Raw genomic sequence first — 26765 nt, forward strand, 5'->3', positions numbered from 1 at the left:
GAGGGGGTCAGGGGGTGGGTGAGAGGTCGGACCAGGCCCACCCCTAACCCCTCCCGCAAGCGGGAGGGGAATTCATCACCCCAGCCTCTCCATGATCTCGTCGGGGATTTCGTAATTGCCCCATACGGTCTGGACATCGTCATCGTCGTCCAGCGCATCGACCAGCTTGAGCAGTGTGCCCGCAGCAGCTTCATCGATGGCGACAGTGATGTTCGGCTTCCACGCCAGCTTGACGCTGTCGGCTGCGCCCAGCGCGGCTTCGAGCGCGGTAGCGACGGCGTGCAGGTCTTCCGCGGCGGTCCAGATGCTGTGGCCGTCTTCGCTGCTTTCGACATCGTCGGCGCCCGCTTCGATCGCGGCTTCGAGGACCTTTTCCTCGTCGCCCGCGCCGGCCGGGTATTCGATCAGGCCCTTGCGATCGAAGCCGTGGCTGACCGAACCTTCGGAGCCGAGGTTGCCGCCGTTCTTGCTGAAGGCGGTGCGGACATTGGTGGCGGTGCGGTTGCGGTTGTCGGTCAGCGCCTCGACGATCAGGGCGACACCCGCCGGGCCGTAGCCTTCGTAGCGCACTTCTTCGTAGTTCTCGCCGTCGCTCGCGCTCGCCTTGTCGATCGCACGCTGGATATTGTCCTTGGGCATGGACTGCGCCTTGGCCGCGTTGACCGCCAGGCGCAGGCGCGGGTTCATGTCCGGATCGGGCATGCCCATCTTCGCCGCCACGGTGATCTCGCGGCTGAGCTTGGAGAACATCGCCGAGCGCTTTTTGTCCTGCGCCCCCTTGCGGTGCATAATGTTTTTGAACTTGGAATGGCCTGCCATGGCTCGCTTCTTAAACCTGCTGTGATGAGAAACTCAGGCGCTGCCCCTAGCGGGTCGGCGCGCGCTGGGCAACGGGGGCGAGCATCGCATGCTAGAGCGGCAGATGCTCCGCCAGGAAACCGATCACCGCCGCGTTGAAGGCATCGTTCTTGTCGCCCGCCACCATATGCCCGGCATCGCTAACATCGACCGCGACAGCATGCGGCACCTTGGTCCGGAAGGAAGCCACGCTGGTGTCGGAGACGATATCGCTGAGCTTGCCGCGCACCACCAGCACCGGCACGTCAGGTAGCTGCCCGAGCTTCTCGGTCGAGCGCATCAGCGGGTCGCGGAACTGGCTCCGGTCCTCGACCGCGAACATCACCGGGTCCCAATGCCAATAGAGCCGCCCGTCCTCGCGCTGGCGCAGGTTCTTCATCAGCCCGCTGGGGTCCTTGGGGCGCGGGCGTTCAGGGTAATAGGCCGCCACCGCATCGGCGGCTTCGTCCAGCGAGGCAAAGCCGCCGTGATGGGCATTCATGAAGCCGACGATCCGTTGGACACCGGCGGGTTCCATGTCAGGCACGATATCGACCAGCACCAGCGCGGCGGGCCGCGCGCCCTCGCCCACCGCGTGGATCGAGGTCAGCCCGCCCATCGATGCGCCCACCAGTGCACAGGGCACCCCGGCCCCGTCGATCACGGCATGGATATCCTTGATCCAGTCGGCAATGAAATAGGCACGGCTGGCCGACCAGTCGCTTTCGCCATGGCCGCGCGCGTCGAGATTGACGACGCGGTACCCGGCAGCGGCCAGCGCCCGCATCGCGCCCGCCCAGCTGTGCCGGGTCTGCCCGCCGCCGTGCATCAGCAGGACCAGCGGCGCACCCTCGGGGCCGAGCACATCGCCGACGAGCGTCAGCCCGTCGCTGCTTCGGAATTGGGTGCGGACCGCGTTTGACAAAGACCTCAGATCCGCACCGCCGTGCCGCTGGCGCTGACCATCAGCATCGAGCCATTGGCGCCGATCACCTCGTAATCGAGATCTATGCCCACGACGGCATTGCCGCCGCGGCTGGCGCACTCGGCCTGCAGTTCCTCGATCGCCTGATTGCGGGCGTCGGCCAGGATGCGCTCGTAGCTGCCCGAGCGCCCACCGACGATATCGCGGATCCCGGCAAAAAGGTCGCGCATGATATTGGCCCCGACGATCACTTCACCGGTAACGATGCCGAGATAGTTCTGGATCGGACGGCCTTCGATGGTGGGGGTGGTCGAAACGATGACGCCGCGCGCGTCCTTCCAGGGGCCTGCCATGCTGTGTTTCCTCTCCTGCCGATGCTCGCTTTCTTAAGCATTCGCTGGCAGGTGCCTTAGCCATATGAGTGCCGACGAAACAAGCCAGCTTGCACCTGCCCCGACGCTCTGGGCGGAATGGGGACGCTATCGCAGTTTCGTGCGCCGCCCGACCCTGCCCCAACGGGCTGCGCCGCTGTCGGGCGCGAGCTTGATCGCCGCCTGGCGGCTGGCAGCGCTCGATCTGACAGTGGCGGGCGGACTGATCCTGCTGGCGATGGCGGCAACCTTCGGCGGCTTCGACCCGCCGAGTCATGCGCTGGACGGACTCAGTTGGACCCCCGAGATCGTTCTCGCCATCGTGGTAATCGCGCCGCTGACGGAAGAGCTGTTCTTTCGTGGATGGCTGTCGGGCCGGCCGGACGCGGTTTCGCCCGTGATCCTGCTCGGCATGGCGGCCGTGGCGCTGGTTTTTGCGGGGAAGGACAACGCGCTGGCCGCCGCCGGTGTCGCGGGCGTCGCGGTGCTGGCCGCCTTGGCGCTCGCGTTCGTGCTGCGCAAACGCCCGGCGTGGGGCTGGTTCACCCGCGCTTTTCCGCTGTTCTTCTGGCTCAGCACCACCGCCTTCGCGCTGGTTCACCTGCTCAACTACGAGGAGGGTTCGCTGGCGATGCTGCTGCCGCTGGTGCTGCCTCAGTTCATCGCCGGATCGATCTTCGGCTATGCCCGCGTGACCTATGGCCTGTGGGCGAGCATGCTGCTGCATGTGCTGCACAACGGAGCGCTGGTGGGCGGTATCGCCCTCGCGCTCCGTCACGCAGGCTAGAGTCGGTCAGCCGAGACCGAGCGCGGCCTTGTAGGTGTCGAGTACCATTTCCATTTCGTTGCGGTCGTCGGGCTTCATCTTCCGCAGGCGGACGACCTGGCGCATGATCTTTGGGTCGTAGCCGACCGCCTTGGCCTCGGCATAGACGTCGCGGATATCGTCGGCGATGCCCTTCTTCTCTTCCTCGAGGCGTTCGATACGCTCGATCAGCAGGCGCAGGCGGTCATCGGTGGCTTCGGCCATTTTCCATCGTCTCCGAAATGGGGTGATTCGTTGCGTCCCGACTAGCTTTCAAGCCGTCCCACGTGAAGGCCATCGCGCAGAAAACCGTGGGCTGAGGCAGGGTGCCCGGGGGCGAGTTGCGGGTGTGTTAGCGCTATGATACAGCAAGCTCGTCAACCAAGGAGAGCATCCCCATGAACCGTCTTCTCTTGGCCGCCCTCGTGCTATTCAATGGTACGCCCGCCATGGCGCAGGAACTCAATTCGAGCCCCTATGACACGCGCGAGGATACGATCGAGCCGGTAGAGCGGATCGAGGTCAATGGTGCCTTCAAGGTGATGGTCTTTTCGACCGATGGCGAAGCGCGGGTGACCTTTCACGGCCCGGCGGAGATGATCGCCGATGCCGAAGCGACCGTCATCGACGGGACACTCACCATCGCCTACCGGGATGGCAAGCCGTGGAGTTGGAACGCCGGATCAGGCACCAACGTCGTGATCAAGCTTCCCCGGATCAGTTCAGTCAAGACCGTCGGTCCGGCCGATGTTTCGGTGTACCGGCCGGCGAGCGACGAATTTGCCGCTTCGACCACCGGTGCGGGCCGCATCGAAGTGTCGGATATTGCGGCAAGGACTGTCGCGGCGGCGGTTGGCGGTGCGGGGACGATCAAGCTAGAGGGCACGTCGCTGGCTGCGCAATACGCCACCGGCGGCGCTGGTTCTATCGAGGCCAAGCGCCTGCGTTCTGCCAGAGCCGAAATCGCGATCGGCGGTGCGGGATCGGTCTATGCCGATGTCTCGGAGAGCGCGACGGTCGCCAAGAACGGTGCGGGCAGTGTCGAAATCGTGGGCGGTGCCACCTGTACCATCTCGCCGCCCGACGCACGCGGGGTCGAATGCCGCTAGCGGCAGCACCGCGTCACTCTGTTGCGTTCTTCTTCAGGCTCGCCTCCATCGCCGCCAGTTGCTCGGGCGTCGCCTCGCTCTGGCGCGTCGCCTTCCATTCCGCCATCGGCATACCGTGGATCAGCTCGCGCGCGGCCAGCTTGTCGCCCTCGAACCCCGCATCACGGATCCAGTCGGCAAGGCAGTTGCGGCAGAAACCGGCCAGGCCCATGAGCTCGATGTTCTGGGCATCGTGGCGATGCCGCAGGTGCCGCACCAGCCGACGAAAAGCCGCTGCCGCGACGGCATCGTCGAGTTGGTCGAGCGCATCTGCTGAATTCGTATCCATTGTGACTATTCCTTGAGTTGCAACGAAGCTGTGCCATAGCTCGCGGCCATGCAAAAGCTCGATCCCCGCGGCCGCAAGGTCAAGATCCTCGCCACCGTCGGCCCTGCCAGCCGCGACCCGGAAATGCTCCGCAAGCTGTTCCGCGCCGGGGCCGATGCCTTCCGCGTCAACATGAGCCATGGCGAGCACGCCACCCACGCCGAAACGATCAAGGCGATCCGCGACCTCGAGCGCGAGTTCTACCGCCCGGTTGCCATCCTGTGCGACCTGCAGGGCCCCAAGCTGCGGGTCGGCACCTTCAAGGACGGCAAGGCGGTGATCCGCCATTCGGGCCATTTCACGCTCGACCGTAACCCCGAGCCAGGCGACGAAACCCGCTGCGAACTGCCGCACCCCGAACTGTTCGGCCTGCTGAGCAAGGGGCAGCGGCTGCTGATCAACGATGGCAAGATCCGCCTGCGGGTGATCGAGGCCGATGATGATCGCATCCTCTGTTCGGCCGAAGTCGGCGGAGTGATCTCCGACCGCAAGGGCGTCAACGTGCCCGATGCGGAAATTCCCATCCCGGCGATGACGCCCAAGGACCGCCGCGACCTCGCCTTCGCGATGGAGCACGGCGCCGACTGGATCGGCCTCAGCTTCGTCCAACGCCCCGAAGACCTCGCCGAAGCCCGCAAGCTGATGGGCGGCAAGGGCGCGCTCTGTGCCAAGATCGAGAAGCCGATGGCGGTCCGCCGTCTGGACGAGATCATCGAGATGTCCGACGGCATCATGGTCGCGCGCGGGGACCTCGGCGTCGAGCTCGAGCCGCAGGAAGTGCCGCCGCTGCAGAAGAAGATCGTCAACGCGACCCGGCTCAAGGGCAAGCCGGTGATCGTCGCCACGCAGATGCTCGAATCGATGATCGAAAGCCCGGCCCCGACCCGCGCCGAAGTCTCCGACGTTGCCAATGCGGTCTATGACGGGGCCGACGCGGTGATGCTCAGCGCCGAGACCGCCGCGGGCGACTGGCCCGAGGAAGCGGTCACCATCATGCACAAGATCGCGGTGCAGGTGGAGCAGGACGAGGCCTATCTCGAACGCGTCCGCCTGCTCGATACCCCGCCCGATCCGACCACCGCCGACGCACTCAGCCATGCCTGCATGACCATCGCCGACACAGTCAATATCGCCGCCATCACGGTCTTCACCGGCAGCGGCTCGACTGCACGCCGCGTCGCCCGCGAACGGCCGAGCGTGCCGATGCTGGTGCTGACCCCCTCAATACGCACCGCGCGGCGGATGTGCCTGCTATGGGGCGCGCATGCGGTGGCGACCAAGGACATCGGCAGCTTCGAGGAAATGATCGCCAAGGGCAAACGCATGGCCCTGCGCCACGGCTTCGGCCAGGCCGGCAGCAAGCTGATCGCGTTGGCGGGCGTGCCCTTCGGAACGCCGGGGAGCACGAACCTGCTGCACGTCGTGACGCTGATGGGCGACGAGCTGGAGAAGCATGAGGGTTAGACGTTGAATTAACTCGGCAAGCGTGGTCGGCTAGCAGCGAAGACCGCTGCTGTCCTGCTTGCCTTGGCACTTGTCCCGGCTGCCGGGATGGCCTTCGTCGCGGGCATGCTGATTGGCAATCCGACGGCGGACATCACGACGACCGTAGGATGCTTGATGCTGATGGTTGCCGGACCAATCTGTCTTATTGGCGCGATGTCGCAGTTTTGGGCCATCGCAACATCAGCCGAAGTGTCGCGGCTTAGCGCTGCATTGCTCCTCACCGCCGTTGGAGCCGCAAGCTACGCAACTGCCTTCATGATCATTCCGTAAACTACATCAAATCGTCACCCCGGACTTGATCCGGGGTCCCGCTGCCTTCGGCGGTGCGCAAGGAAAGCGGGACCCCGGCTCGGGGGCCGGGGTGACGTTTAAAACGGGGCGTCATTCGCACTGGCCGAATATCTGCCCGGCGTTAACACCTCCGGATGGGTTCGGGCGCATAGGCTCGTGCGTCAGGAACAAACCTATGAAATTCGTGAGCCTCAAATCCCGCGGCGGTGACTATATGGTCGTCGCCAGCAATATCGCGTGGCTGCGCACCGGCGAGAATGGCCAGACGCTGGTCGGCATGGTCGGGAGCACGCCGCTGCTGGTCACCGGCAGCGTCGAGGAAGTCTCGCAGACGATCCTGGCGGGGTAGAGGGCGGCCTTTAGCCTGCTGCCTGTGTTAGCCTTGCCCGTGCCTCGGCCTCGCCGATCAGGGGCAGCAGCTCCGCCATATCAGGCCCGTGGTCCATCCCGGTTAGCGCCTGGCGCAGGGGGAGGAACAGAGCCTTGCCCTTGCGGCCTGTGCTGTCCTTGAGCGACGCGGTGAGCGCGTGCCATGGGTCATCGCCCCAGCTCAGCGCTTGCGCGGCCTCGGCCAGATAGGCCCGGTCTTCGTCCGAAAACTCCGGCTGCTCGATCGGGCCGGTCACCAGCCGCCATAGCTCGCTCGCTTCGGCGACATGCGCCAGGTTGGGCCGGATGGCGTGCCAGCCGGCCTCGTCGATCCCTTCGGGCAGGCGATGCGCCACATCGGCAAAGTCCAACTGGTGGACGATGGCGGCATTGAGCCGTTCCAGTTCGGCATCGTCGAAGCGCGCCGGTGCGCGCCCGAAGTGCGCGAGGTCGAAGCTTTCCACCAGCGCTTGCCGGTCGGCAATCGGCTCGACCGGCTGCGAAGTGCCAAGCCGCGCCAGCAGGGCGATGATCGCCTGCGGCTCGATGCCCTTCTCGCGGAAAGCATCGCAGCCGAGCGAACCCAACCTCTTCGACAGCTTGCCTTCATTGCCCACCAGCAGCGCCTCATGTGCGAACTGCGGCAGATTTTGCTGCGGCCCATGCTGCGCAGCATGAAGTGCGGTAAACATCTGTATTTGCACCGCTGTGTTGGACACATGGTCCTCGCCGCGCAGCACATGGGTGACACCCATCTCGATATCGTCGACCGCGCTCGGCAGCATGTAGAGCCACGAGCCATCGGCGCGCCTTATCACCGGATCGCTGAGCGTGGCGGGATCGAACTTCTGCGCGCCCCGGATGCCGTCGTCCCACACGATCGGCTCGTCATGGTCGAGCTTGAAGCGCCAGTGCGGGGCAATGCCCTCGGCTTCCTTGGCGGCGCGATCCGCTTCGCTCAGCGTCAGCGCGCCGCGATCGTAGATCGGTGGAAGCCCGCGCCCGAGCTGGATCTTGCGCTTGAGATCGAGCTCCTGCGCGGTCTCGTAGCAGGGATACACCCGGCCCGCCTCGCGCAGCGCCGCGAAGGCCGTTTCGTAATGCGTCAGCCTCTGGGACTGCCGCTCCTCGCCATCGGGCTCCAGCCCCAGCCACGCCAGATCGGCGCGGATCGCCTCGACATATTCCTCGCGGCTGCGTTCGGCATCGGTGTCGTCGATGCGCAGCATGAAGGTGCCGCCATGCTTCTTTGCCAGCAGCCAGTTGTGGAGCGCGGTGCGGATATTGCCGACATGCAGCCGCCCGGTGGGCGAGGGGGCGAAACGGGTTGTGACCATGGCCAGCGCGTTAGCCATCGCCGGGCTGGCGCTCAAGCGTAAGGTGCCATCATTATGCCACTTGAAATCGGCGTGGGGATGAAAGAGATAGGAACCCAGGGGACGCAAGGGGTCGAATTCTATATGAAAAAGACGATTGCCGCTGCCGCGCTGGCAGCGACCGTGTTCGGTGCAACCGCTGCGCAGGCGCAAAAGGAAACGCGCGAGCAGCGTGCCGCAGCGGCCGAAGAAAAGAAGCGGCTCGGCTCGCTCTATCTGCGCTGCGACGGCGAACCGAACAACATGACCGGCGGCGAAAGCTTTGCCCGCCTGCTCGGCGCGCTGACGCTGCTCAGCATCTTCGCCCCGGCGCCGGAATCGCCCGATCCGTCGAAGCGCCTGTTCGGCGAGGCCGGGGTCGATGCCTGCAACCAGCTGATCGACGGCGACAAGGCCGAAGGCAATGCGGTGCGTCGCATCCCGCTGATCCTGGCCCGCGCGCTGCACCAGATCGAAGCCAAGAACTATGAAGCCGCGCTGATCGATGTCGACAAGGCGCGCGCAGAAGCCGCTGCTGCCGGCCTCGCCGGCAATCCTTACTTCGACCGCTCGATGGGGCTCAGCTTCAGCACCATTGAGGCCGAGGCGCGGCTGCGGCTGGGCGATGCGGACGGGGCCAACGAAGCCTCGCTCAAGCCGCTGGAGAACATCACCTACAGCTTCGTGCCGAGCATCGTGACGCAGGACTATTCCGAATATGTCCGCACGCTGACTCCGGCCGCCGAGAGCAAGGCCGCCGCCAATGCGCGGATGCTGCCCTTCCTGCTGGGCGAATATGCCGACAAGCTGGAGGAGGTCGACCGCTTCGCCGAGGCTGCGGCCAAGCGCGAAGGCCTGATCACCATGCTCGAGGGGATCGACACCGAGTCGAAGTCCTCGATCTACTACGCCCGCGCCGCTCTCTCGCACGCGCTGGCCGGGCAGTGGGAACAGGCCGAGACGCGAGCCGCATTCGCCCGCAGCAACATGGCCGCACGCCGCGCCGACGGCAAACCGGAGGAGGACGCGGCGAAGGTTGTCGAGGTGCTCGACCTCTATACCATCCTCACGACCGCCAATGACGGGGATCTTGCCGCCGCCCGCCGCCTGTTCTCGGGCCGCTCGCAATGGGTCGAACCCAGCTTCGGCTCGGTCCGCCAGGCCAACAGGCTGTTGCGCGACGGGGCCGAAGAAGCGGAGCTGGTCGGCCCGCTGAAGGTGACGCCCGAAGAGATGTGGCAAGGCCGCTATGACGACCTGATGGCGGTCAAGCTACAGAAGGACACCGACAACAAGACGCTGTTCCAGTATGTCCAGCCCTACGCCAAGGTCGACGAGTTCGAGAGCCGCAGCAAGGACACCTGGCGGATCGCAAAGTCCAGGATGATGTCGAAGGAAGCCGACGAGGACGGCTATTGGCGCATCTATTCGACCGGCAATCTCTACACCGGCATCGATGCGATCATGCTCCATGCCGCGCTGCAGGCGAAGGCGAAGGGCAAGGAAGGCTTCACCATGCTGATCGTGCTGCCGCAGCGGCAGGACAGCGATTACTATTATGTGCCGGTCACCGTCGGTTTCACCCGGTTCGTAAATCAGGGCGAGGACGGCGCCGACGAGACGCTGTTCATCCCGGCCCAGGCGGTGATCGACGAACTCTCGCCGGTGATCCCCTCCCCCGAAGAACTGAAGGCGCGCAAGGCCAAGCGCAAGTAAGGCCCAAGGCGACTAAAGGGTTGCGCCGGAAGCGCTAACTTCGCACTCTCCCCGCCTCAGTCGGAGGGGAGAGGACGATGGACGACAGCGCATTCGTGAGAGTGGTGGAAGAGGCGGCGCTACCCGGTGCCGCCTGCATCATCGTGGACCGCGACGGCACGCGCTATGCCCGCGCCTTCGGCCATGCCGATGCGATCCGCGGCACGCCGATGGCGCTCGACACGCCTTGCCAGATCGCGTCGATGACCAAGGCGCTGGTCTCGGTCGCGGCGATGCAGCTGGTTGAGCAGGGCAAGCTGTCGCTCGATGGCCCGGTCGGCGACGTCTTGCCCGATCTTGCCGATGCGCAGGTGCTCGAAGGGTTCGACGAGAGCGGCGCGCCGCAGCTCCGCCCGGCCGCTCGCCCGGTCACTCTGCGGCACCTGCTGACCCACACCGCGGGGCTGGGCTATTTCTTCATCCATCCGGAAATCCTGCGCTATTTCGCTTACGTCGGTATGCCAGAGCCGGGTTCGCTGGCGAGCCTCCGGATGCCGCTGATGTTCGATCCCGGCGACAAATGGGAATATTCGGTCAGCACCGACTACACGGGCCTCGCAATCGAGGCGGCGAGCGGGAAGCAGCTCGGAGACTATTTTGCCGAGAACATCTTTGCCCCGCTCGGCATGACCGATACCGGCTTCCGCCCCGAACTGGCCGATCACGCCGCCACGGTCCATCGGCGCAAGGAAGGCGGCGGGTTCGAGGCTGCCCCGATGATCCTGGGCGGCGGCGAATATCAGAGCGGCGGCGGGGGGCTGACCTCGACCGCGCCAGATTATGCCCGCTTCCTGCAGGCGATCCTGCGGCGCGGCGAACTCGACGGCAATCGGATCCTGAGCGAGGCAAGCATCGCCGAACTCAGCCGCAACCAGATCGGCGACATTCGCGCCGGCTACATGGGCTCGGCCATGCCCGAACTCGCCGCGCCGTTCGACAATTTCCCCGACCAGCACACCGGCTGGAGCCTGGCCTTCCTGATCAATCCCGAGCGCGGCCCCAATGGCCGCTCGCCGGGGAGCCTTGCCTGGGCCGGGATCTTCAACAGCTACTACTGGATCGACCCGAGCGAAGGCGTGGCCGGGGTGTTTGTCTCGCAGATGGCCCCCTTCGGCGATCCCGGTGCGCTCGAAGCCTTCGGGGCACTGGAGCGGTTGGCCTATAGCTAAGCCCTTGCTTGCAAAGAAAACCCCGCCGGAAGCGATCCTTCCGGCGGGGTTTCTCGTGTCAGTGAGTGTCAGGCTTACTCTTCGCCATCAGCCTCGGGGGCTTCGACCGGAGCCTCGGTGGCGACATCGCCACCCATGGCTGCGGCCATGGCGTCCATGTCCATCACCTGCGGTGCCGGTTCCTTCTCGGTTTCGCCCGAAGCGGCAAGTGCGTCCTGTTGCTTCTTCCACGCGGCGCGCAGTGCGGCGTCGCGGGCCGAGGCGGTCACGCGCATCCGGTTCATGCCGGCGCCGGTCCCGGCGGGGATGAGACGGCCGACGATCACGTTCTCCTTGAGGCCGATCAGGCTGTCGCGCTTCCCTTCGACCGCCGCCTGCGTCAGCACGCGGGTGGTTTCCTGGAACGAGGCGGCCGAGATGAACGAGCGGGTCTGGAGCGAAGCCTTGGTAATGCCGAGCAGCACCGGGGTGCCGGTCGCGGGCTGCTTGCCCTTGGCCAGCTTGGCATTGGCTTCGTTCATTTCATCGAGGTCGACCTGTTCGCCCGGCAGCAGCACGGTATCGCCACCGTCGGTGATCTCGACCTTCTGCAGCATCTGGCGAACGATCACCTCGATGTGCTTGTCGTTGATCTTCACGCCCTGCAAGCGATAGACTTCCTGGATTTCCGCCACGAGATATTCGGCCAGAGCCTCGACCCCGAGGACATCGAGGATGTCGTGCGGGTTGGGGCTGCCCGAGATCAGCGTGTCGCCCTTCTTGACGAAGTCGCCTTCCTGGACGTCGATCACCTTGGTCTTGGGGATCAGATATTCCACCGGATCGCCTTCCTCGGGCACGATCGCGATCTTGCGCTTGGCCTTGTACTCGCGGACGAATTCGATCTTGCCGGAAATCTTGGCGATGATCGCATTGTCCTTGGGCACGCGGGCTTCAAACAGCTCGGCGACCCGCGGCAGACCGCCGGTGATGTCGCGGGTCTTGGCGGCTTCGCGCGATGCACGGGCGAGGATGTCACCCGCTTCGACCTGCTGGCCGTCCTCGACCGACAGCGCCGTGCCCGGGGCGAGCATGTAGCGTGCCGCCTCGGTCTCGTCGCCGGCTTCGTTGAGAAGGGTGAGCCGCGGACGCAGGTCTTCCTTCTTCTTGCGGCCGGTGGCGCGGTTCTCGGTCACGACGCGCTGGGCAATACCCGTCGCATCGTCGACCATCTCTTCCATGGTCACGCCGTCGGCGAGATCCTGGTAGCGGACCACGCCCGACTGTTCGGTGATGATCGGCAGCGAGAACGGATCCCACTCGGCCAGGCGTTCGCCTTCCTTCACCTTGCCGCCATCCTTGTGCATCAGCACGGTACCGTAAGGCACCTTGTGGATTTCGCGTTCGCGGCCTTCGGCGTCGATCACCGCCAGTTCGCCGTTGCGGGCGAGCGAGAGGATACGGCCCTTCTTGTCGGTGATGGTCGGCATGTCGCGGTAAACCACGGTGCCGTCCGAAATCGCCTCGAGGTGGCTCGTTTCGTTGAGCTGCGCTGCGCCGCCGATGTGGAAAGTCCGCATCGTCAGCTGGGTGCCGGGCTCACCGATCGACTGTGCGGCAATGACGCCGACAGCCTCGCCGATATTGACCGGGGTCCCGCGGGCAAGGTCACGGCCATAGCAGGTGCCGCAAACGCCCTGTTCCGCCTCGCAGACCAGCGGCGAGCGGATCTTGGCGACCTGCACTTCGGCTTCCTCGATGGCCTTGACCATCGGTTCGTCCAGCAGCGTGCCGGCCTTGACGATCACTTCGCCGGTCTTGGCGTTGACGAGGTCCTCTGCCGTGGTGCGGCCGAGGATACGCTCGCCGAGCGAGGCGATCACCGAACCGCCCTGCACGATGGCGCGCATTTCCAGCGCGTTCTCGGTGCCGCAGTCGTCGACCACGATCACGCAGTCCTGCGACACGTCGACCAGGCGGCGCGTCAGGTAACCCGAGTTCGCCGTCTTGAGCGCGGTATCGGCCAGGCCCTTGCGGGCGCCGTGGGTCGAGTTGAAGTATTCAAGGACGGTCAGGCCTTCCTTGAAGTTCGAGATGATCGGGGTCTCGATGATCTCGCCCGACGGCTTGGCCATCAGGCCGCGCATACCGGCGAGCTGCTTCATCTGCGCCGGGCTGCCGCGCGCACCCGAGTGGCTCATCATGTAGATCGAGTTGATCTGCGATTCCTTGCCGTCCTCGTCGAACTTCTGCGACTTGATCTCGGCCATCATCGCGTCGGCCACCTGGTCGCCGCAACGGCTCCAGGCGTCGATCACCTTGTTGTACTTTTCCTGCTGGGTGATGAGGCCGTCCTGGTACTGCTGCTCGTAATCGGCAACCAGCTTCTTGGTCTCCTCGATCATGCCGTCCTTGCTGTCCGGAATGATCATGTCGTCCTTGCCGAAGCTGATGCCGGCCTTGAACGCGTGGCGGAAGCCCAGCGCCATGATGGCGTCGGCGAACAGCACCGTGTCCTTCTGGCCGGTGTGGCGATAGACCTCGTCGATCACGTCACCGATGTCCTTCTTGGTCAGCAGGCGGTTGACGATGTCGAACGGAACCTTGTGGTTCTTGGGCAGGCATTCGCCGATCAGCATGCGGCCCGGCGTGGTGACGAAGCGGACCATCGACACATTGCCCTGCTCGTCGGCCTGCGGGACGCGGGCGATGATGCGGGTGTGCAGCGTGACCGACTTGACCTCGAGCGCCTGGTGCACTTCGGCCATGTCGGCGAAGCGCGGCAGCTTCTCGATCTTCTCGCCGTTCTCGCCGTCGATGTACTCGGGCGTCTTCTCCTGCCGTTCCATCGACAGGTAATAGAGACCCAGCACCATGTCCTGCGAGGGCACGATGATCGGCTTGCCGTTGGCGGGCGAGAGGATGTTGTTGGTCGACATCATCAGCACGCGCGCTTCGAGCTGGGCTTCCAGCGAAAGCGGCACGTGGACGGCCATCTGGTCGCCGTCGAAGTCGGCGTTGAAGGCCGAGCAGACCAGCGGGTGCAGCTGGATCGCCTTGCCTTCGATCAGCACCGGCTCGAACGCCTGGATGCCCAGGCGGTGCAGCGTCGGCGCGCGGTTGAGCAGCACCGGATGCTCGCGGATCACCTCATCGAGGATGTCCCAGACTTCCTTGCGCTCCTTCTCGACCCACTTCTTGGCCTGCTTGAGGGTCATGGAGAGACCCTTGGCGTCGAGGCGGGCGTAGATGAACGGCTTGAACAGCTCGAGCGCCATCTTCTTGGGCAGACCGCACTGGTGCAGCTTGAGTTCGGGACCGGTCACGATGACCGAACGGCCCGAATAGTCGACGCGCTTGCCGAGCAGGTTCTGGCGGAAGCGGCCCTGCTTGCCCTTGAGCATGTCGGAGAGCGACTTCAGCGGACGCTTGTTGGCGCCGGTGATGACGCGGCCGCGGCGGCCGTTGTCGAACAGCGCATCGACCGATTCCTGCAGCATGCGCTTTTCGTTGCGGACGATGATGTCGGGCGCGCGCAGCTCGATCAGCCGCTTCAGGCGGTTGTTGCGGTTGATGACGCGGCGATAGAGGTCGTTGAGGTCCGACGTGGCGAAGCGGCCACCGTCGAGCGGCACCAGCGGGCGCAGTTCGGGCGGGATGACCGGCACGACGTCGAGGATCATCCATTCGGGGCGGTTGCCCGATTCGATGAAGCTTTCGACGACCTTGAGCCGCTTGATGATCTTGGCCGGCTTGAGCTTCGACTTGGTGGTCGCGAGCTCTTCCAGCAGGTCTTCCTTTTCCTGCTCGAGGTCGAGATCCATCAGCATGATCTTGACCGCTTCCGCGCCGATACCGGCGGTGAAGGCATCTTCGCCATACTCGTCCTGCGCTTCTAGGAGCTCATCCTCGCTCAGCAGCTGGAACTTCTCCAGCGGGGTCAGGCCCGGCTCGGTGACGATGTAGTTCTCGAAATAAAGCACCCGCTCGAGCTGCTTGAGCTGCATGTCGAGCAGCAGGCCGATGCGCGACGGCAGCGACTTCAGGAACCAGATGTGCGCCACCGGCGCGGCCAGTTCGATGTGGCCCATGCGCTCGCGGCGGACCTTGGTCACCGTCACTTCGACGCCGCACTTTTCGCACACGACGCCCTTGTACTTCATGCGCTTGTACTTGCCGCACAGGCATTCGTAATCCTTCACCGGACCGAAGATACGCGCGCAGAACAGGCCGTCACGCTCGGGCTTGAAGGTGCGGTAGTTGATCGTTTCCGGCTTCTTGATTTCGCCGAACGACCAGCTGCGGATGCGCTCGGGCGACGCGATGCCGATCTGGATCTGGTCGAAGGTTTCCGGCTTGGCGAGCTGGTTGGTGAATTTGGTCAGTTCGTTCATGGCGTTTCTTCGGTTCCTGTGCGCCTTGCGGCGGCTTCTCAATTCTGTGTTCGGGCGGCGGACGGTTGCGGTCAGGTCATTCCGGATATCAGCGGCGGGATGGCGATCGGCGGTCGATCGGGCAGGTTGTCGGCATCGAGCGGGTGTGGCAGCTGCCCCAGCGGATCGCGCCTGGTCGAGCGATCCTTGCGCAGCAGCGTTACCTCGACCAGCTCGAGCAGCTCGCCCTCGCGGGTGCGCAGCGGCTGCGCGAGGTTGTTGGCGTGCAGGTGGACGACATCGAAATGGCGCGCCAGGCGGCGGATCACCGGGCCCATCACCAGCCGGCCGAAATCGGTCGCCAGTGCATCGAGATGGTGCAGTTCCAGCACGATCACGCGAAACCGTTTGAGCAGAGCATCGCTGGTCTGCGCCAGCGCGAGCCATTCGTGCCCTTCGATATCCATCTGCAGCAGCAGATCGTCCGAACCGGGAGCCTTGGCTGAGACCCAGTCACCCAGGGTGATGGTGTCGCCATGGCTGTCGATCCCGATGAATCTGGCTTCGAAGTCGTTGGCTGGATCGACCAGCGGCGAAGAGGCAATCGAGCCATCGGCCTGGAAGCTTTTCATGCCGCGGGCGATACAGTCGCGTTCGAACTCGGCGGTGGTATCGACACCCGGCGAGAATACCGCGGCGATGCCGTCGAGATCGTCGGGCACCAGATAGCCGCCGTCATGCGCTGCCCCCAGACGGATCAGCGCATGCTCGGTCTGCACCGGATGCAGGCCGGCCAGCACGGCACGCAAGGCCGCGCCATCCGGCTCGCGCCGGAGAACGTAGCCCTGTGAACCGGCCAGATTTCGGATCGTCCTGCTGATACGCATCACTCCGTGCCTGCCCCGTCCCGAAGGCCGAGGCAGATCACATCCTCCTGGTTACTCGGCAGCAATCTGCATGTCGTCGCCGTCCTCGTCGGTGCCGTCGGTGAGCGACGACAGTTCGACGTTGAGGCCGAGGCTGCGCATTTCCTTGACGAGCACGTTGAAGCTTTCGGGAATGCCGGCCTCGAAGGTGTCGTCGCCTTTGACGATCGCTTCGTAGACCTTGGTGCGGCCGACCACGTCGTCGGACTTCACCGTCAGCATTTCCTGCAGCGTGTAGGCCGCGCCGTAGGCCTGCAGTGCCCAGACTTCCATTTCTCCGAAGCGCTGGCCACCGAACTGCGCCTTGCCGCCCAGCGGCTGCTGGGTGACGAGCGAGTAGGGGCCGATCGAACGGGCGTGGATCTTGTCGTCGACCAGGTGGTGCAGCTTGAGCATGTAGATGATGCCCACGGTCACCTTGCGGTCGAAGGCCTCACCGGTGCGGCCGTCATAGAGCACCGACTGGCCGTCGCTGTCGATCCCGGCAGCCTGCAGCTGCGCGGTCACGTCGCTTTCACGCGCGCCGTCGAACACCGGGGTGCCCATCGGAACACCGGCGGTGAGGTTCGAAGCGAGCTCGACGATTTCGGTCGTCCCGCGCGAGGCGATATCCTCGGCATAGCGATCGCCGTAGATTTCCTGCAGCTTGGCCTTGACCGCTTCGGGCGGAGCGCCCGCTTCGGGATTGGGGTTGGCTGCGCGCCACTCGTCGAGCGCCACCTTGATCTGCTGGCCCAGACCGCGGGCGGCGAAGCCCAGGTGGGTTTCGAAGATCTGCCCGACGTTCATGCGCGAAGGCACGCCGAGCGGGTTGAGCACGAGATCGACCGGGGTCCCGTCTTCGAGGAACGGCATGTCCTCGACCGGCAGGATGCGCGAAATCACACCCTTGTTGCCGTGACGGCCGGCCATCTTGTCGCCCGGCTGCAGCTTGCGCTTGATGGCAACGAAGACCTTGACCATCTTGAGCACGCCCGGGGCGAGTTCGTCGCCGCGTTCGAGCTTTTCCTTCCGGTCCTCGAACTTCTCGTCGATGCCCTTCACAGCCTCGTCATACTGGGCCTTGATCGCTTCGATCTGGCTCTGACGGGTGTCGTCGGCGACCGCGAACTTGAACCATTCGTGGCGCTCGACTTCCTCCAGCAGGGCCTCGGTAATTTCCGTGCCCTTCTTGATGCCCTTCGGCGCCGCCGAAGCGGTCTGGCCGAGCAGCATGTCGCGCAGGCGGTTGTAGGTCGCCCGGTTGAGGATCGCGCGTTCGTCCTGGCTGTCCTTGCGCAGACGTTCGATCTCTTCCTGCTGGATCGCACGGGTACGGTCGTCGACCTCGATCCCGTGACGGTTGAAGATGCGCACGTCGACGATGGTGCCGCTGGTGCCCGGCGGCAGGCGGAGCGAGGTGTCGCGCACGTCGCTGGCCTTTTCGCCGAAGATGGCGCGCAGCAGCTTTTCTTCCGGCGTCATCGGGCTTTCGCCCTTGGGCGTGATCTTGCCGACCAGAATGTCGCCCGGATGCACTTCGGCACCGATGTAGACGATCCCCGCTTCGTCGAGGTTGCGCAGCGCTTCCTCGCCGACGTTGGGGATGTCGCGGGTGATGTCTTCCGGCCCGAGCTTGGTGTCGCGGGCCATGACTTCGAACTCCTCGATGTGGATCGAGGTGAAGACGTCGTCCTTGACGATGCGTTCGCTGATCAGGATCGAGTCTTCGTAGTTGTAGCCGTTCCAGGGCATGAAAGCGACGAGGCTGTTCTTGCCCAGTGCCAGCTCACCGAGATCGGTCGAGGGGCCGTCGGCGATGATGTCACCGGCCTCGACCGTTTCGCCGACCTTCACCAGCGGGCGCTGGTTGATGCAGGTCGACTGGTTCGAACGCTGGAACTTCTGCAGGCTGTAGATGTCGACGCCCGACTGGCCGGGTTCGACATCGCCGATCGCACGGATAACGATACGGCTGGCGTCGACCTGGTCGACCACGCCGCCGCGGGTGGCGGTGATCGCCGCACCCGAATCGCGGGCGACGGTTTCTTCCATGCCGGTGCCGACCCAGGGTGCCTCGGCCTTGACCAGCGGCACCGCCTGGCGCTGCATGTTCGAGCCCATCAGCGCGCGGTTGGCGTCATCGTTTTCGAGGAACGGAATGAGCGAGGCGGCGACCGAGACGAGCTGCTTGGGCGAGACGTCCATCAGCGTGATGGTTTCGCGCGGCGCCATCAGGTTGTCGCCGTTCTGGCGTGCCGAGATCAGTTCCTCGACGAACGAGCCGTCATCGTTGAGCTCGGCCGAAGCCTGCGCCACGGTGTGCTTCTGCTCTTCCATGGCCGAAAGGTAGATCACTTCGCTGGTGACCTTGCCGTCCTTGACCACGCGGTACGGCGTTTCGATGAAGCCGTATTTGTTGACGCGGGCAAAGGTGCTGAGCGAGTTGATCAGACCGATGTTCGGGCCTTCCGGCGTTTCGATCGGGCAGATGCGGCCATAGTGCGTCGGGTGAACGTCGCGGACTTCGAAGCCGGCACGCTCGCGGGTGAGACCGCCCGGCCCGAGCGCCGAGACGCGGCGCTTGTGGGTGACTTCGGACAGCGGGTTGGTCTGGTCCATGAACTGCGACAGCTGGCTGGAGCCGAAGAACTCGCGCACCGCGGCCACGGCCGGCTTGGCGTTGATGAGGTCGTTCGGCATCACGGTCGACACATCGACCGAGCTCATGCGTTCCTTGACCGCACGTTCCATGCGCAGCAGGCCGACGCGGTACTGGTTTTCCAGCAGCTCGCCCACCGAACGGACCCGGCGGTTGCCGAGGTTGTCGATGTCGTCGACTTCACCCTTGCCGTCCTTGAGGCCGACGAGTTCCTTCACCACCGCCAGGATGTCTTCCTTGCGCAGCGTGGTAACGGTGTCCTCGGCGTCGAGGTCGAGACGCATGTTGAGCTTGACGCGGCCAACGGCCGAAAGGTCATAGCGTTCGCCATCGAAGAACAGGCCTTCGAACAGGGCTTCGGCGGTTTCCTTGGTCGGCGGTTCGCCCGGGCGCATGACCTTGTAGATCGCCTCGAGGCCTTCGTCACGGTTCTCGGCCTTGTCGGCCTTGAGCGTGTTGCGGATCCACGGGCCGATGCCGACGTGGTCGATGTCGAGCAGCTCGATCTTGTCGAACCCGGCAGCGTCGAGCGCCTCCAGGTGGTCCGGGCCGACTTCGTCACCGGCTTCGATGTAGATCCGACCGGTCGACTCGTCGATCATGTCGTTCGCGGCATAGCGCGCGAAGATTTCCTCGGTCGGCAGCAGCAGGGTGGTGAGGCCATCCTTGGCCGCCTTGTTGGCGGCACGCGGCGAGATCTTCTGGCCGGCGGGGAACACTTCCTCGCCGGTCTTGGCATCGACCAGCGGGAAAGCCGGCTTGGCGTTGCGCCAGGCTTCGGCGTGGAACGGTATCTTCCACCCGTCCTTGGCACGGTCCCAGGTGACGGTGTTGTAGAAGTACCCGAGGATATCTTCGGCATCGAGACCGAGCGCGAACAGCAGCGAGGTGACCGGCAGCTTGCGCTTGCGGTCGATGCGGACGTTGACGATGTCCTTGGCGTCGAATTCGAAATCGAGCCACGAACCGCGGTAGGGGATGACGCGGGCGGCAAACAGCAGCTTGCCCGAGCTGTGGGTCTTGCCCCGGTCATGGTCGAACAGCACACCCGGCGAACGGTGCATCTGCGACACGATGACACGCTCGGTTCCGTTGATGATGAAGGTGCCGTTCTCCGTCATGAGCGGCATGTCGCCCATGTAGACGTCCTGCTCCTTGATATCGAGCACCGAGCGGGTTTCCGTCTCGGTATCGACTTCGAACACGATCAGGCGCAGCGTGACTTTCATCGGGGCGGCATAGGTGATGCCGCGCTGGCGACACTCGGTGGTGTCGTACTTGGGATCTTCGAGTTCGTAGTGCACGAAGTCGAGTTCGGCTGTGCCGGCAAAGTCGCGGATCGGGAACACCGAGCGCAGCGTCTTCTCGAGGCCCGAGACATAGCCCGTGCTCTTGTCCGAACGCAGGAAGTGTTCGTAGCTTTCGCGCTGAACCTCGATCAGGTTCGGCATCTGCACCACTTCGTGGATGTCGCCGAAGATCTTGCGGATGCGCCGCTTCGCCGTGCCCGAAGCCTTGGTCAGTGCCGTCGGGGTTTTCGCCTTGCTTGCCATGGAGGAGTGTCGCCTCTTCTCGTGCTGCGCCGGACGCGCAAACGGCGGCCCGGCAGGAAAATCTCATGTCGAACGCGAGAGGGATCCTAACCGGGACGCGAAAAGGCCGCAGCTCGGGCGCACCGATTCCCGGCGGCACTGCTGCAGCACACTCAAAGCGTCGCGATTATGGAGCCCGCTGCTTCCATTCCTTGACCGATTCCCGCGCATGAATCGGTCTTGCTCGAAGCGAGCGGTCGGGGGCGCATATAGGTAGGCAGGGGCAAGGGGTCAAGCGCGGTCGGCGGGACTGCGGCCAAGGCCGAAGGTCAGGCCGACGACCGACCGGATCAGCGCCGGATCGTTCGCGACTTGCCCCGAAAGGATAAGGTTGGCCAGCCCGTGAACCAGCGACCAGGCATGGATCGCGGCGCTCGCCCGGTCGCTGCCGGGTTCGAGCTGCGGAAGCACGCTGGAGATCCCGGCCTGAAGCTGCCGGAACGCCTCGTTGTCGTCGCTTGAGGCGTCGGCCATGTCGGGACCCGGCTTGCAGGCGAAGGTCACGGCAAACAGCGCCGGATTGGCCACTGCCCACTCGACATAAGCGACCCCGGTTGCCTGGAACGCGGCATAGCCCCCGCCTGCGGCCGTGGCCGCCGTCAGCTGCGACTGGCCGAGCTGGCGAATGCCCTCCCTCGCCAAGGCATCGAGCAAGGCATCCTTGTTGGCGAAATGCCGATAGAGCGCCGTGGCGCTGACCCCCAGTTCCCGCGCGATGGCACGCAACCCCAGATCGGGCACGTCCTGCGAGGCCAGTTTTTCAAGCCCCAGCGCAATCGCCGCCGCGCGCAGGTCGCCGTGGTGGTAGGCCTCGTCGGATTTTATGTTGACAGTGTTATCATTAGCGGTCATGTTAACATCATAAACATTCCGACTCGTTGCTGCAAGGGAGCAAGGGCCATGGCCAGCGTTATCGAGAAGACCATCCGTTCCGCCGTCACCAAGGGCGTCCTCACCGTCGCCGATTTCAACCGCAAGCGGCTGCGTGAACCAGCTGGCGGGCACCCCTATCTGACCGGACTGCACACGCCGATGACCGAGGAAGTGACGCTGAGCGAGCTCACTGTCGATGGCGAGATCCCGGCGCAGCTTGACGGGCGCTACCTGCGCATCGGGCCGAACCCGGTGACCCCGCCCGATCCGGGCAGCTATCACTGGTTCGTCGGCGACGGCATGGCCCATGGCGTGCGGATCAGGGATGGCAAGGCCGAATGGTACCGCAACCGCTGGATCCGCTCCAACGCGGTCAGCGACGCGCTGGGCGAGCCGCGCAAGCCCGGCACCCGCAAGCCCCGGACAGACAATGCCAACACCAATATCGTCGGCATCAATGGGCGGACCTATGCGATTGTCGAAGCGGGCGGCAATCCGGTGGAGCTCGACGATACGCTGGAGACCATCGCCCACAACCCGTTCGACGGCACGCTGCAGAACAGCTTCTCCGCCCACCCGCATCTGGACCCGGCGACCGGCGAGATGCACGCGATCTGCTATGACGTGCAGCAGCCCGAAACGGTCTGGCACACGGTGGTGGATAGCCACGGCAAGGTCGTCCGCGAGGAACCGATCCCGGTGAAGGACGGACCCTCGATCCACGATTGCCAGATCACCGAGAACTATGTGCTGGTGTTCGACCTGCCCGCCGTGTTCTCGATGAAGCGACTGGTGGCGGGCTACAGCTTTCCGCTGCATTGGGACCCGGCCCACGGCACAAGGCTCGGCCTGCTGCCGCGCAATGGCAAGGGCGAAGACACCATCTGGTGCACCATCGACGAGCCTTGTTACGTCTATCACCCGGCCAATGCCTATGAGACAGCCGACGGTAAGGTCGTGGTCGATGTGGTGGTGCACGAGAGCACCTATGACAGTTCGCCGCACGGCCCCGGCGGCAAGTGGATCCGGTTCGAACGCTGGGTCGCCGATCCAGCGGCGCGGCATGTCGAGCGGACAGTGCTGCACAATCGGGCGCAGGAATTCCCGCGCTATGACGAGCGGCGCAGCTGCCAGCCCTATCGCTATGCCTATTGCGTCGGCCTGGCCGAGCGCGAAGGGCTCGACATGGGCGGGACGCAGCTGTTCAAGCACGATCTCGAAGCCGGCACCACCGAAGTGCGCGAACTGGGCGCGGACCGGCATCCGGGCGAGTTCGTGTTCGTGCCCCGCTCGCCCGATGCAGTGGAGGATGATGGCTGGTTGATCGGCCTCGTGATCGATGCGGCGAAGGACACGACCGAGCTGCAGATTCTCAAGGCCAACGACTTCACCGGCGCGCCGCAAGCGGTGATCCATATCCCCCACCGCATCCCGCCCGGCTTCCATGGCAACTGGGTCCCCAGCGCCAGCTGACGAGCATCCTCCCTCAGGGGCCAACCCCTCTCAAGACCCTGCCTCGAGCCCGCCCCGGTTTTCCGGTGGCGGGCTTTCCGTTTGCTCCTACTCGACAAACGACTTACCGTTTTTCAATATTATTGATTGACGATATAATGGCCACGGCATATTGAGTTTCGATATCAACCTGAATGGAGATTCGAAATGCAACGGCTTTCTACCGCGCCTGCTTCATGGCCCGTCTTCCCATGGAACTGACGCCACGCCCCGCGGCTGGGCGCCGCGATGCCCTCTTGGCTGTCGTCGGTTGGATGCTCACCATTATGCTCTGGCTCAGCGCCCTCGCGGCGATTGTGGCCCTCTGCCTTATCCCGCTCAGCTATGCCAAGAAGGAAGTAGCCGGCCTGCAGCTCGTCGAGCAGCATTTCCCCACCATCGCCGCGATGCTCTTTCTGGCCGCCGTGGCGGCTACGTTAGGCTTCTTCTTAATTCGGCACTTGCGCAGGATCGTCGACAGCGTTGCGGTCGGCGATCCGTTCGCTCCAGCCAATGCCGATCGGCTGTCCGCGATGGCCTGGCTGACCCTTGCCTACCAGGGGGTCCAGATCCTGCTGGCACCCTTGCTGATCTGGTGGGACGCTGCTCCGATGCGGGCCAATGTGCATCATGGCGACGATGGACTCTCGCTGGCGACGATCGTCCTGGCGATGATCCTGTTCATCCTCGCCCGCGTGTTCCGCCATGGTGCGGCCATGCGCGAAGACCTCGAAGGGACTGTGTGATGCCGGCGGATGAAGGAACCAACATCGTGGTCAGGCTAGACGATCTGCTCCACGCCCGCCGTATGACGCTGACCGAACTGGCCGAGCGGGTTGGCCTCACACTCGCCAATCTGTCGATCCTCAAGACCGGCAAGGCCAGGGCAATCCGCTTCTCCACGCTTGAGGCGATCTGCCGCGAGCTGGAATGCCAGCCGGGCGATCTGCTGGGGTATGCCCCGAAATGACCGCTTTCGCTTGACAGCAGCGCCCGAATCCTTAGAGGCCCGCCCCCGAACGGCGGGTCTCTTCGATTCTGCGGTTCATCCGTCCGAGACAGTTGGTGAAGGCAATCTGGCCTTCTTAATTTCCAGCCTAGACGGGGAAACGAGTTTTCCGGCCCCCTCCATACAGGTGGCCATCTGGCGTGTATGCGCCCTCCTTCCCCATCATTGGACACAGTGCTGCGCCGCATGAGCGGCGGAGCGAATTGAGCCGGCCGTGCGGGAGCCATTTCGCCCGGTCATAGTGAAGGAGTATGGCATGGATCGTTCGCAAAAAGCCGACGCGGTTGCCCAGCTCAATGCAGTCTTCAACGAGGCGGGCGTGGTGGTTGTCACCCGCAACCTCGGCCTGACGGTGGCCCAGTCCACCGACCTGCGCCTGAAGATGCGTGACGTTGGTGCTTCCTACAAGGTTGCGAAAAACCGTCTTGCCAAGATCGCCCTCAAGGACACGGCTTACGAAGGCATGGCTGACATGCTGACGGGCCCGACCGCGATCGGTTATTCGACCGACCCGGTTGCTGCAGCCAAGGCTGCGGTGGACTTCGCCAAGACGAACGACAAGCTCGAGATCGTCGGCGGCGCAATGGGCGGTCAGGTGCTCGACGAAGCCGGGATCAAGGCGCTCGCCGCCCTTCCCAGCCTCGACGAGCTGCGCGCAAAGCTGGTGGGTCTCGTCAACGCCCCGGCGACCAAGGTCGCCCAGGTCGTCAACGCCCCCGCCGCCAAGCTCGCACGTGTGTTCGGTGCCTATGGCGCCAAGGACGCGGCGTAAGCGGTTTTCGCAAGAACAGACATTCCACCGGGGCCAGCCACAAGCACCCCGACCATTATTGGAGTACGTACAATGGCCGATATCAAGGCTCTCGTTGAAGAACTTTCGAAGCTGACCGTCCTCGAGGCAGCTGAACTCGCCAAGGCACTGGAAGAAGAGTGGGGCGTGAGCGCCGCCGCTGCTGTTGCTGTTGCCGGCCCGGCTGCTGGTGGTGGCGACGCTGCCCCGGTTGAAGAGAAGGACGAATTCGACGTCATTCTCACCGGCGACGGTGGCAAGAAGATCCAGGTCATCAAGGAAGTCCGCGCCATCACCGGCCTGGGCCTGACCGAAGCCAAGGCTCTCGTCGAAGGCGCGCCGAAGGCCGTCAAGGAAGGCGTCAACAAGGCCGAAGCAGAAGAAATCAAGAAGAAGATCGAAGAAGCCGGCGGCACCGTCGAGCTCAAGTAAGGGGCTCGCTCAGGCAAGCCATTGCCCGCAGGGGCGCTTACGCTTCGATCTCCCTCGCGAGATCACAGGAGGGCGGTGCCGCAAGGCGCCGCCCTTTTGGTTCGGGCCGTCAGATTTCGATTGGTCCTATCCCCCCGACCGCGGCCCCGCTGCCATAGCTGTGTCACGGTTTCTCCCCAGACACGCGTGCTGTGGCAAATGCGCCGCTGTGGGGGACTGAAGTTGCACCTGGGCCAGGGGATCGCTTCAAGCCGGGCTTCCTCGCGCCTATCCGGGACGGCTTTATGACGCACGCGCCTGCCTCTTCCCCAGCCTCGGCTTCCCCGTGGATGGCCGAGATCGCCGCCACCTTCCGGCTGGCGTGGCCGCTGGCGCTCGCCAACCTGCTGCAGATGCTTGTCCATGCCGTCGACGTGATCTTCGTCGCCCGGCTTGGCGAAATCGAACTGGCTGCCTCGGCGCTGGGGATCGCGCTGTTCGGCTTGCTGATGTGGGCATTCTCCGGCCTCACCGGCATCGTTGCCGCACTGATCGCGGAGGAGCTGGGCCGCAAGGGCCATGCAGTGCGCGAAGTGCGCCGTTCGGTGCGCATGGGGCTGTGGGTCGCGGTGGGTGCCGGCATGGTGGGGATGGCGCTGTGCTGGAACGGCGAGCGGTTGCTGCTGCTGACAGGCCAGACACCGCACCTCGCTGAACGTGCGGGCGATTTCCTGCAAGTCATCATGTGGGCGATGGTGCCGATGATCCTCGCCAATGTGTTGCGCAATTTCGTATCGGCACTGGGCCGGCCGATCTTTGCCACCGCCATCACCGGCGGAGCCTTGGGGGCAAGCCTGCTGTTCAACTGGATGTTCGTGTTCGGCAACCTCGGTGCGCCCGCGCTGGGGCTTGAGGGCTCGGCACTCGCCAGTGTGCTGACTTCGCTCTTCGTGCTGGCGAGCTACCTCGTAGCGATCCGCACCGATCGCCGCCTGCGCCGCTACCGTATCTTCGGCAACTGGTGGCGGCCCGAATGGTCGCGCCTCGTTGAAATCCTGCGGCTAGGCAGCCCGATCATGATCATCATCATCGCCGAGGCCGGACTGTTCAGCGGCGCAGCGCTGCTGATGGGCCGGATCGGCGCATCGGAGCTGGCCGGACATACGGTCGCACTGCAAATTGCCGCGCTTGCCTTCCAGGTGCCGTTCGGCGTCGGGCAGGCAGCGACGATCCGGGTGGGGTATCACTATGGTGCACGCAACCGGGAAGCTATCGGTCGCGCCGGCTGGGTCGGGCTGGCAATGGCGGCTGGCTTCATGGCTATCCCGGCTGCGCTGATGTTGTTCGCACCCTTGTTGTTGCTGCGTATCTACGTCGACCCGCTGGCACCCGAGAATGCGGCCATGGTCGGTTTCGCGGTGCAGTACATGCTGGTGGCGGCCGCCTTCCAACTGTTCGACGGGGTGCAAGCGGTAGCAGCCGGAGCCCTGCGTGGCTTGCAGGATACCCGCGCACCGATGTGGATCGCGATCTTCAGCTATTGGGTGCCTGGCTATGGCGTTGCCATCTGGCTCGGCTTCTACACCCCGCTGCAAGGGACCGGCGTATGGATCGGCCTTGCCACCGGCCTGGTCTTTGCAGCCTTCCTGCTGACCCGCCGCTGGGCGCGGCGCGAGGTGCTGGGCCTCACCGCAAAGGCCGGCTGAAAGGCAAAAAATTTTTGCCGCCCGGTTGTTGACTCTCCCTCGCCGCACACCCATCTGCGCCGCGTTGGCACTCTCATGGTGGGAGTGCCAAGCGCATTCCAACCTTTCAAACGAA

Annotated in this window: 23 protein-coding genes; 13 read left to right on the plus strand and 10 right to left on the minus strand. The window is 64.5% G+C overall.

Annotated elements, in window-relative coordinates:
• Positions 1 to 75: 75 nt before the first annotated feature.
• The 3 genes from LY632_RS01165 to LY632_RS01175 all read right to left on the minus strand — a co-directional run bounded on the left by LY632_RS01165 (position 76) and on the right by LY632_RS01175 (position 2115).
• On the minus strand, positions 76 to 819 hold the full coding sequence (locus LY632_RS01165) for a YebC/PmpR family DNA-binding transcriptional regulator (protein WP_234091988.1): 744 nt from the start codon (positions 817 to 819) through the stop codon (positions 76 to 78).
• 91 nt (positions 820 to 910) lie between these two features.
• On the minus strand, positions 911 to 1762 hold the full coding sequence (locus tag LY632_RS01170) for an alpha/beta fold hydrolase (protein WP_234091989.1): 852 nt from the start codon (positions 1760 to 1762) through the stop codon (positions 911 to 913).
• Between the two features lie 5 nt (positions 1763 to 1767).
• Positions 1768 to 2115 (minus strand): heavy metal-binding domain-containing protein, encoded by a 348-nt coding sequence (locus LY632_RS01175; protein ID WP_234091990.1) that lies wholly within the window; start codon positions 2113 to 2115, stop codon positions 1768 to 1770.
• Positions 2116 to 2179: 64 nt separating this feature from the next.
• Here LY632_RS01175 and LY632_RS01180 point away from each other — a divergent pair, with 64 nt between their 5' ends.
• Complete coding sequence (locus LY632_RS01180) at positions 2180 to 2920, plus strand: type II CAAX prenyl endopeptidase Rce1 family protein (RefSeq protein ID WP_234091991.1); 741 nt, start codon at positions 2180 to 2182, stop codon at positions 2918 to 2920.
• A 6-nt stretch (positions 2921 to 2926) separates the two neighbouring features.
• On the opposite strand, the gene LY632_RS01185 is transcribed toward LY632_RS01180, so the two are convergent.
• On the minus strand, positions 2927 to 3163 hold the full coding sequence (locus LY632_RS01185; protein WP_118055007.1) for a DUF2312 domain-containing protein: 237 nt from the start codon (positions 3161 to 3163) through the stop codon (positions 2927 to 2929).
• Between the two features lie 173 nt (positions 3164 to 3336).
• Between LY632_RS01185 and LY632_RS01190 the strand changes: the two genes are divergently transcribed.
• Positions 3337 to 4047 (plus strand): GIN domain-containing protein, encoded by a 711-nt coding sequence (locus LY632_RS01190; RefSeq protein WP_234091992.1) that lies wholly within the window; start codon positions 3337 to 3339, stop codon positions 4045 to 4047.
• A gap of 13 nt (positions 4048 to 4060) precedes the next feature.
• Here the strand turns inward: LY632_RS01190 and LY632_RS01195 are convergent, their stop codons facing one another.
• Positions 4061 to 4375, minus strand: a complete 315-nt coding sequence (locus LY632_RS01195) for a DUF1244 domain-containing protein (protein WP_234091993.1) — start codon at positions 4373 to 4375, stop codon at positions 4061 to 4063.
• 48 nt (positions 4376 to 4423) lie between these two features.
• Between LY632_RS01195 and pyk the strand changes: the two genes are divergently transcribed.
• From pyk to LY632_RS01210, 3 genes are all read left to right on the plus strand, one after another.
• Positions 4424 to 5878: a pyruvate kinase gene (gene pyk / locus LY632_RS01200; protein WP_234091994.1), complete on the plus strand. Its 1455-nt coding sequence runs from the start codon at positions 4424 to 4426 to the stop codon at positions 5876 to 5878.
• Between the two features lie 87 nt (positions 5879 to 5965).
• Positions 5966 to 6190: a hypothetical protein gene (locus LY632_RS01205; protein ID WP_234091995.1), complete on the plus strand. Its 225-nt coding sequence runs from the start codon at positions 5966 to 5968 to the stop codon at positions 6188 to 6190.
• 196 nt (positions 6191 to 6386) lie between these two features.
• Complete coding sequence (locus LY632_RS01210) at positions 6387 to 6560, plus strand: hypothetical protein (RefSeq protein WP_234091996.1); 174 nt, start codon at positions 6387 to 6389, stop codon at positions 6558 to 6560.
• A 10-nt stretch (positions 6561 to 6570) separates the two neighbouring features.
• Here the strand turns inward: LY632_RS01210 and gltX are convergent, their stop codons facing one another.
• Positions 6571 to 7917, minus strand: coding sequence for a glutamate--tRNA ligase (gene gltX, locus LY632_RS01215; RefSeq protein WP_234093279.1), 1347 nt, complete (start codon positions 7915 to 7917; stop codon positions 6571 to 6573).
• Positions 7918 to 8040: 123 nt separating this feature from the next.
• Between gltX and LY632_RS01220 the strand changes: the two genes are divergently transcribed.
• A complete protein-coding gene (locus tag LY632_RS01220) occupies positions 8041 to 9651 on the plus strand; it encodes a hypothetical protein (RefSeq protein WP_234091997.1) in 1611 nt (536 codons plus the stop codon).
• 77 nt (positions 9652 to 9728) lie between these two features.
• The gene (locus tag LY632_RS01225; RefSeq protein ID WP_234091998.1) at positions 9729 to 10859 is read left to right on the plus strand and encodes a serine hydrolase; all 1131 of its coding nucleotides are present in this window, start codon (positions 9729 to 9731) and stop codon (positions 10857 to 10859) included.
• 74 nt (positions 10860 to 10933) lie between these two features.
• Here LY632_RS01225 and rpoC read toward each other — a convergent pair whose 3' ends face one another.
• From rpoC to LY632_RS01245, 4 genes are all read right to left on the minus strand, one after another.
• Complete coding sequence (gene rpoC / locus LY632_RS01230) at positions 10934 to 15232, minus strand: DNA-directed RNA polymerase subunit beta' (protein ID WP_234091999.1); 4299 nt, start codon at positions 15230 to 15232, stop codon at positions 10934 to 10936.
• A gap of 71 nt (positions 15233 to 15303) precedes the next feature.
• Positions 15304 to 16098, minus strand: coding sequence for an FkbM family methyltransferase (locus tag LY632_RS01235; RefSeq protein WP_234092000.1), 795 nt, complete (start codon positions 16096 to 16098; stop codon positions 15304 to 15306).
• A 51-nt stretch (positions 16099 to 16149) separates the two neighbouring features.
• Positions 16150 to 20331, minus strand: a complete 4182-nt coding sequence (rpoB, locus tag LY632_RS01240) for a DNA-directed RNA polymerase subunit beta (RefSeq protein WP_234092001.1) — start codon at positions 20329 to 20331, stop codon at positions 16150 to 16152.
• A 270-nt stretch (positions 20332 to 20601) separates the two neighbouring features.
• Positions 20602 to 21222 (minus strand): TetR/AcrR family transcriptional regulator, encoded by a 621-nt coding sequence (locus LY632_RS01245; RefSeq protein WP_234092002.1) that lies wholly within the window; start codon positions 21220 to 21222, stop codon positions 20602 to 20604.
• Between the two features lie 48 nt (positions 21223 to 21270).
• Here LY632_RS01245 and LY632_RS01250 point away from each other — a divergent pair, with 48 nt between their 5' ends.
• The 6 genes from LY632_RS01250 to LY632_RS01275 all read left to right on the plus strand — a co-directional run bounded on the left by LY632_RS01250 (position 21271) and on the right by LY632_RS01275 (position 26650).
• Positions 21271 to 22716: a carotenoid oxygenase family protein gene (locus LY632_RS01250; protein ID WP_234092003.1), complete on the plus strand. Its 1446-nt coding sequence runs from the start codon at positions 21271 to 21273 to the stop codon at positions 22714 to 22716.
• A gap of 173 nt (positions 22717 to 22889) precedes the next feature.
• A complete protein-coding gene (locus LY632_RS01255; protein WP_234092004.1) occupies positions 22890 to 23480 on the plus strand; it encodes a DUF2975 domain-containing protein in 591 nt (196 codons plus the stop codon).
• On the plus strand, positions 23480 to 23704 hold the full coding sequence (locus LY632_RS01260) for a helix-turn-helix transcriptional regulator (protein WP_234092005.1): 225 nt from the start codon (positions 23480 to 23482) through the stop codon (positions 23702 to 23704). Before LY632_RS01255 ends, LY632_RS01260 begins: the two co-directional genes overlap by 1 nt.
• 295 nt (positions 23705 to 23999) lie before the next feature.
• Positions 24000 to 24515 carry a 50S ribosomal protein L10 gene (gene rplJ / locus LY632_RS01265; protein ID WP_234092006.1) on the plus strand — a complete coding sequence of 172 codons (516 nt, stop codon included), beginning with the start codon at positions 24000 to 24002 and terminating at the stop codon, positions 24513 to 24515.
• Between the two features lie 72 nt (positions 24516 to 24587).
• Positions 24588 to 24965: a 50S ribosomal protein L7/L12 gene (rplL, locus tag LY632_RS01270; RefSeq protein ID WP_234092007.1), complete on the plus strand. Its 378-nt coding sequence runs from the start codon at positions 24588 to 24590 to the stop codon at positions 24963 to 24965.
• Between the two features lie 329 nt (positions 24966 to 25294).
• Entirely contained in the window at positions 25295 to 26650 is a 1356-nt protein-coding gene (locus LY632_RS01275; RefSeq protein WP_234092008.1) for an MATE family efflux transporter, read from the plus strand.
• Positions 26651 to 26765: the final 115 nt, after the last annotated feature.

It is taken from the genome of Erythrobacter sp. SDW2 (assembly GCF_021431965.1).
Classification (GTDB): domain Bacteria; phylum Pseudomonadota; class Alphaproteobacteria; order Sphingomonadales; family Sphingomonadaceae; genus Parerythrobacter.

Excerpts from the sequence above, each read along its gene's own strand:
- LY632_RS01165 (WP_234091988.1), bottom strand. The coding sequence starts at position 819 with ATGGCAGGCCATTCCAAGTTCAAAAACATTATGCACCGCAAGGGGGCG.
- LY632_RS01175 (WP_234091990.1), bottom strand. The coding sequence starts at position 2,115 with ATGGCAGGCCCCTGGAAGGACGCGCGCGGCGTCATCGTTTCGACCACC.
- LY632_RS01180 (WP_234091991.1), top strand. The coding sequence starts at position 2,180 with ATGAGTGCCGACGAAACAAGCCAGCTTGCACCTGCCCCGACGCTCTGG.
- LY632_RS01185 (WP_118055007.1), bottom strand. The coding sequence starts at position 3,163 with ATGGCCGAAGCCACCGATGACCGCCTGCGCCTGCTGATCGAGCGTATC.
- LY632_RS01190 (WP_234091992.1), top strand. The coding sequence starts at position 3,337 with ATGAACCGTCTTCTCTTGGCCGCCCTCGTGCTATTCAATGGTACGCCC.
- LY632_RS01195 (WP_234091993.1), bottom strand. The coding sequence starts at position 4,375 with ATGGATACGAATTCAGCAGATGCGCTCGACCAACTCGACGATGCCGTC.
- pyk (WP_234091994.1), top strand. The coding sequence starts at position 4,424 with ATGCAAAAGCTCGATCCCCGCGGCCGCAAGGTCAAGATCCTCGCCACC.
- LY632_RS01205 (WP_234091995.1), top strand. The coding sequence starts at position 5,966 with ATGGCCTTCGTCGCGGGCATGCTGATTGGCAATCCGACGGCGGACATC.
- LY632_RS01210 (WP_234091996.1), top strand. The coding sequence starts at position 6,387 with ATGAAATTCGTGAGCCTCAAATCCCGCGGCGGTGACTATATGGTCGTC.
- gltX (WP_234093279.1), bottom strand. The coding sequence starts at position 7,917 with ATGGTCACAACCCGTTTCGCCCCCTCGCCCACCGGGCGGCTGCATGTC.
- LY632_RS01220 (WP_234091997.1), top strand. The coding sequence starts at position 8,041 with ATGAAAAAGACGATTGCCGCTGCCGCGCTGGCAGCGACCGTGTTCGGT.
- LY632_RS01225 (WP_234091998.1), top strand. The coding sequence starts at position 9,729 with ATGGACGACAGCGCATTCGTGAGAGTGGTGGAAGAGGCGGCGCTACCC.
- rpoC (WP_234091999.1), bottom strand. The coding sequence starts at position 15,232 with ATGAACGAACTGACCAAATTCACCAACCAGCTCGCCAAGCCGGAAACC.
- LY632_RS01235 (WP_234092000.1), bottom strand. The coding sequence starts at position 16,098 with ATGCGTATCAGCAGGACGATCCGAAATCTGGCCGGTTCACAGGGCTAC.
- rpoB (WP_234092001.1), bottom strand. The coding sequence starts at position 20,331 with ATGGCAAGCAAGGCGAAAACCCCGACGGCACTGACCAAGGCTTCGGGC.
- LY632_RS01245 (WP_234092002.1), bottom strand. The coding sequence starts at position 21,222 with ATGACCGCTAATGATAACACTGTCAACATAAAATCCGACGAGGCCTAC.
- LY632_RS01250 (WP_234092003.1), top strand. The coding sequence starts at position 21,271 with ATGGCCAGCGTTATCGAGAAGACCATCCGTTCCGCCGTCACCAAGGGC.
- LY632_RS01255 (WP_234092004.1), top strand. The coding sequence starts at position 22,890 with ATGGAGATTCGAAATGCAACGGCTTTCTACCGCGCCTGCTTCATGGCC.
- LY632_RS01260 (WP_234092005.1), top strand. The coding sequence starts at position 23,480 with ATGCCGGCGGATGAAGGAACCAACATCGTGGTCAGGCTAGACGATCTG.
- rplJ (WP_234092006.1), top strand. The coding sequence starts at position 24,000 with ATGGATCGTTCGCAAAAAGCCGACGCGGTTGCCCAGCTCAATGCAGTC.
- rplL (WP_234092007.1), top strand. The coding sequence starts at position 24,588 with ATGGCCGATATCAAGGCTCTCGTTGAAGAACTTTCGAAGCTGACCGTC.
- LY632_RS01275 (WP_234092008.1), top strand. The coding sequence starts at position 25,295 with ATGGCCGAGATCGCCGCCACCTTCCGGCTGGCGTGGCCGCTGGCGCTC.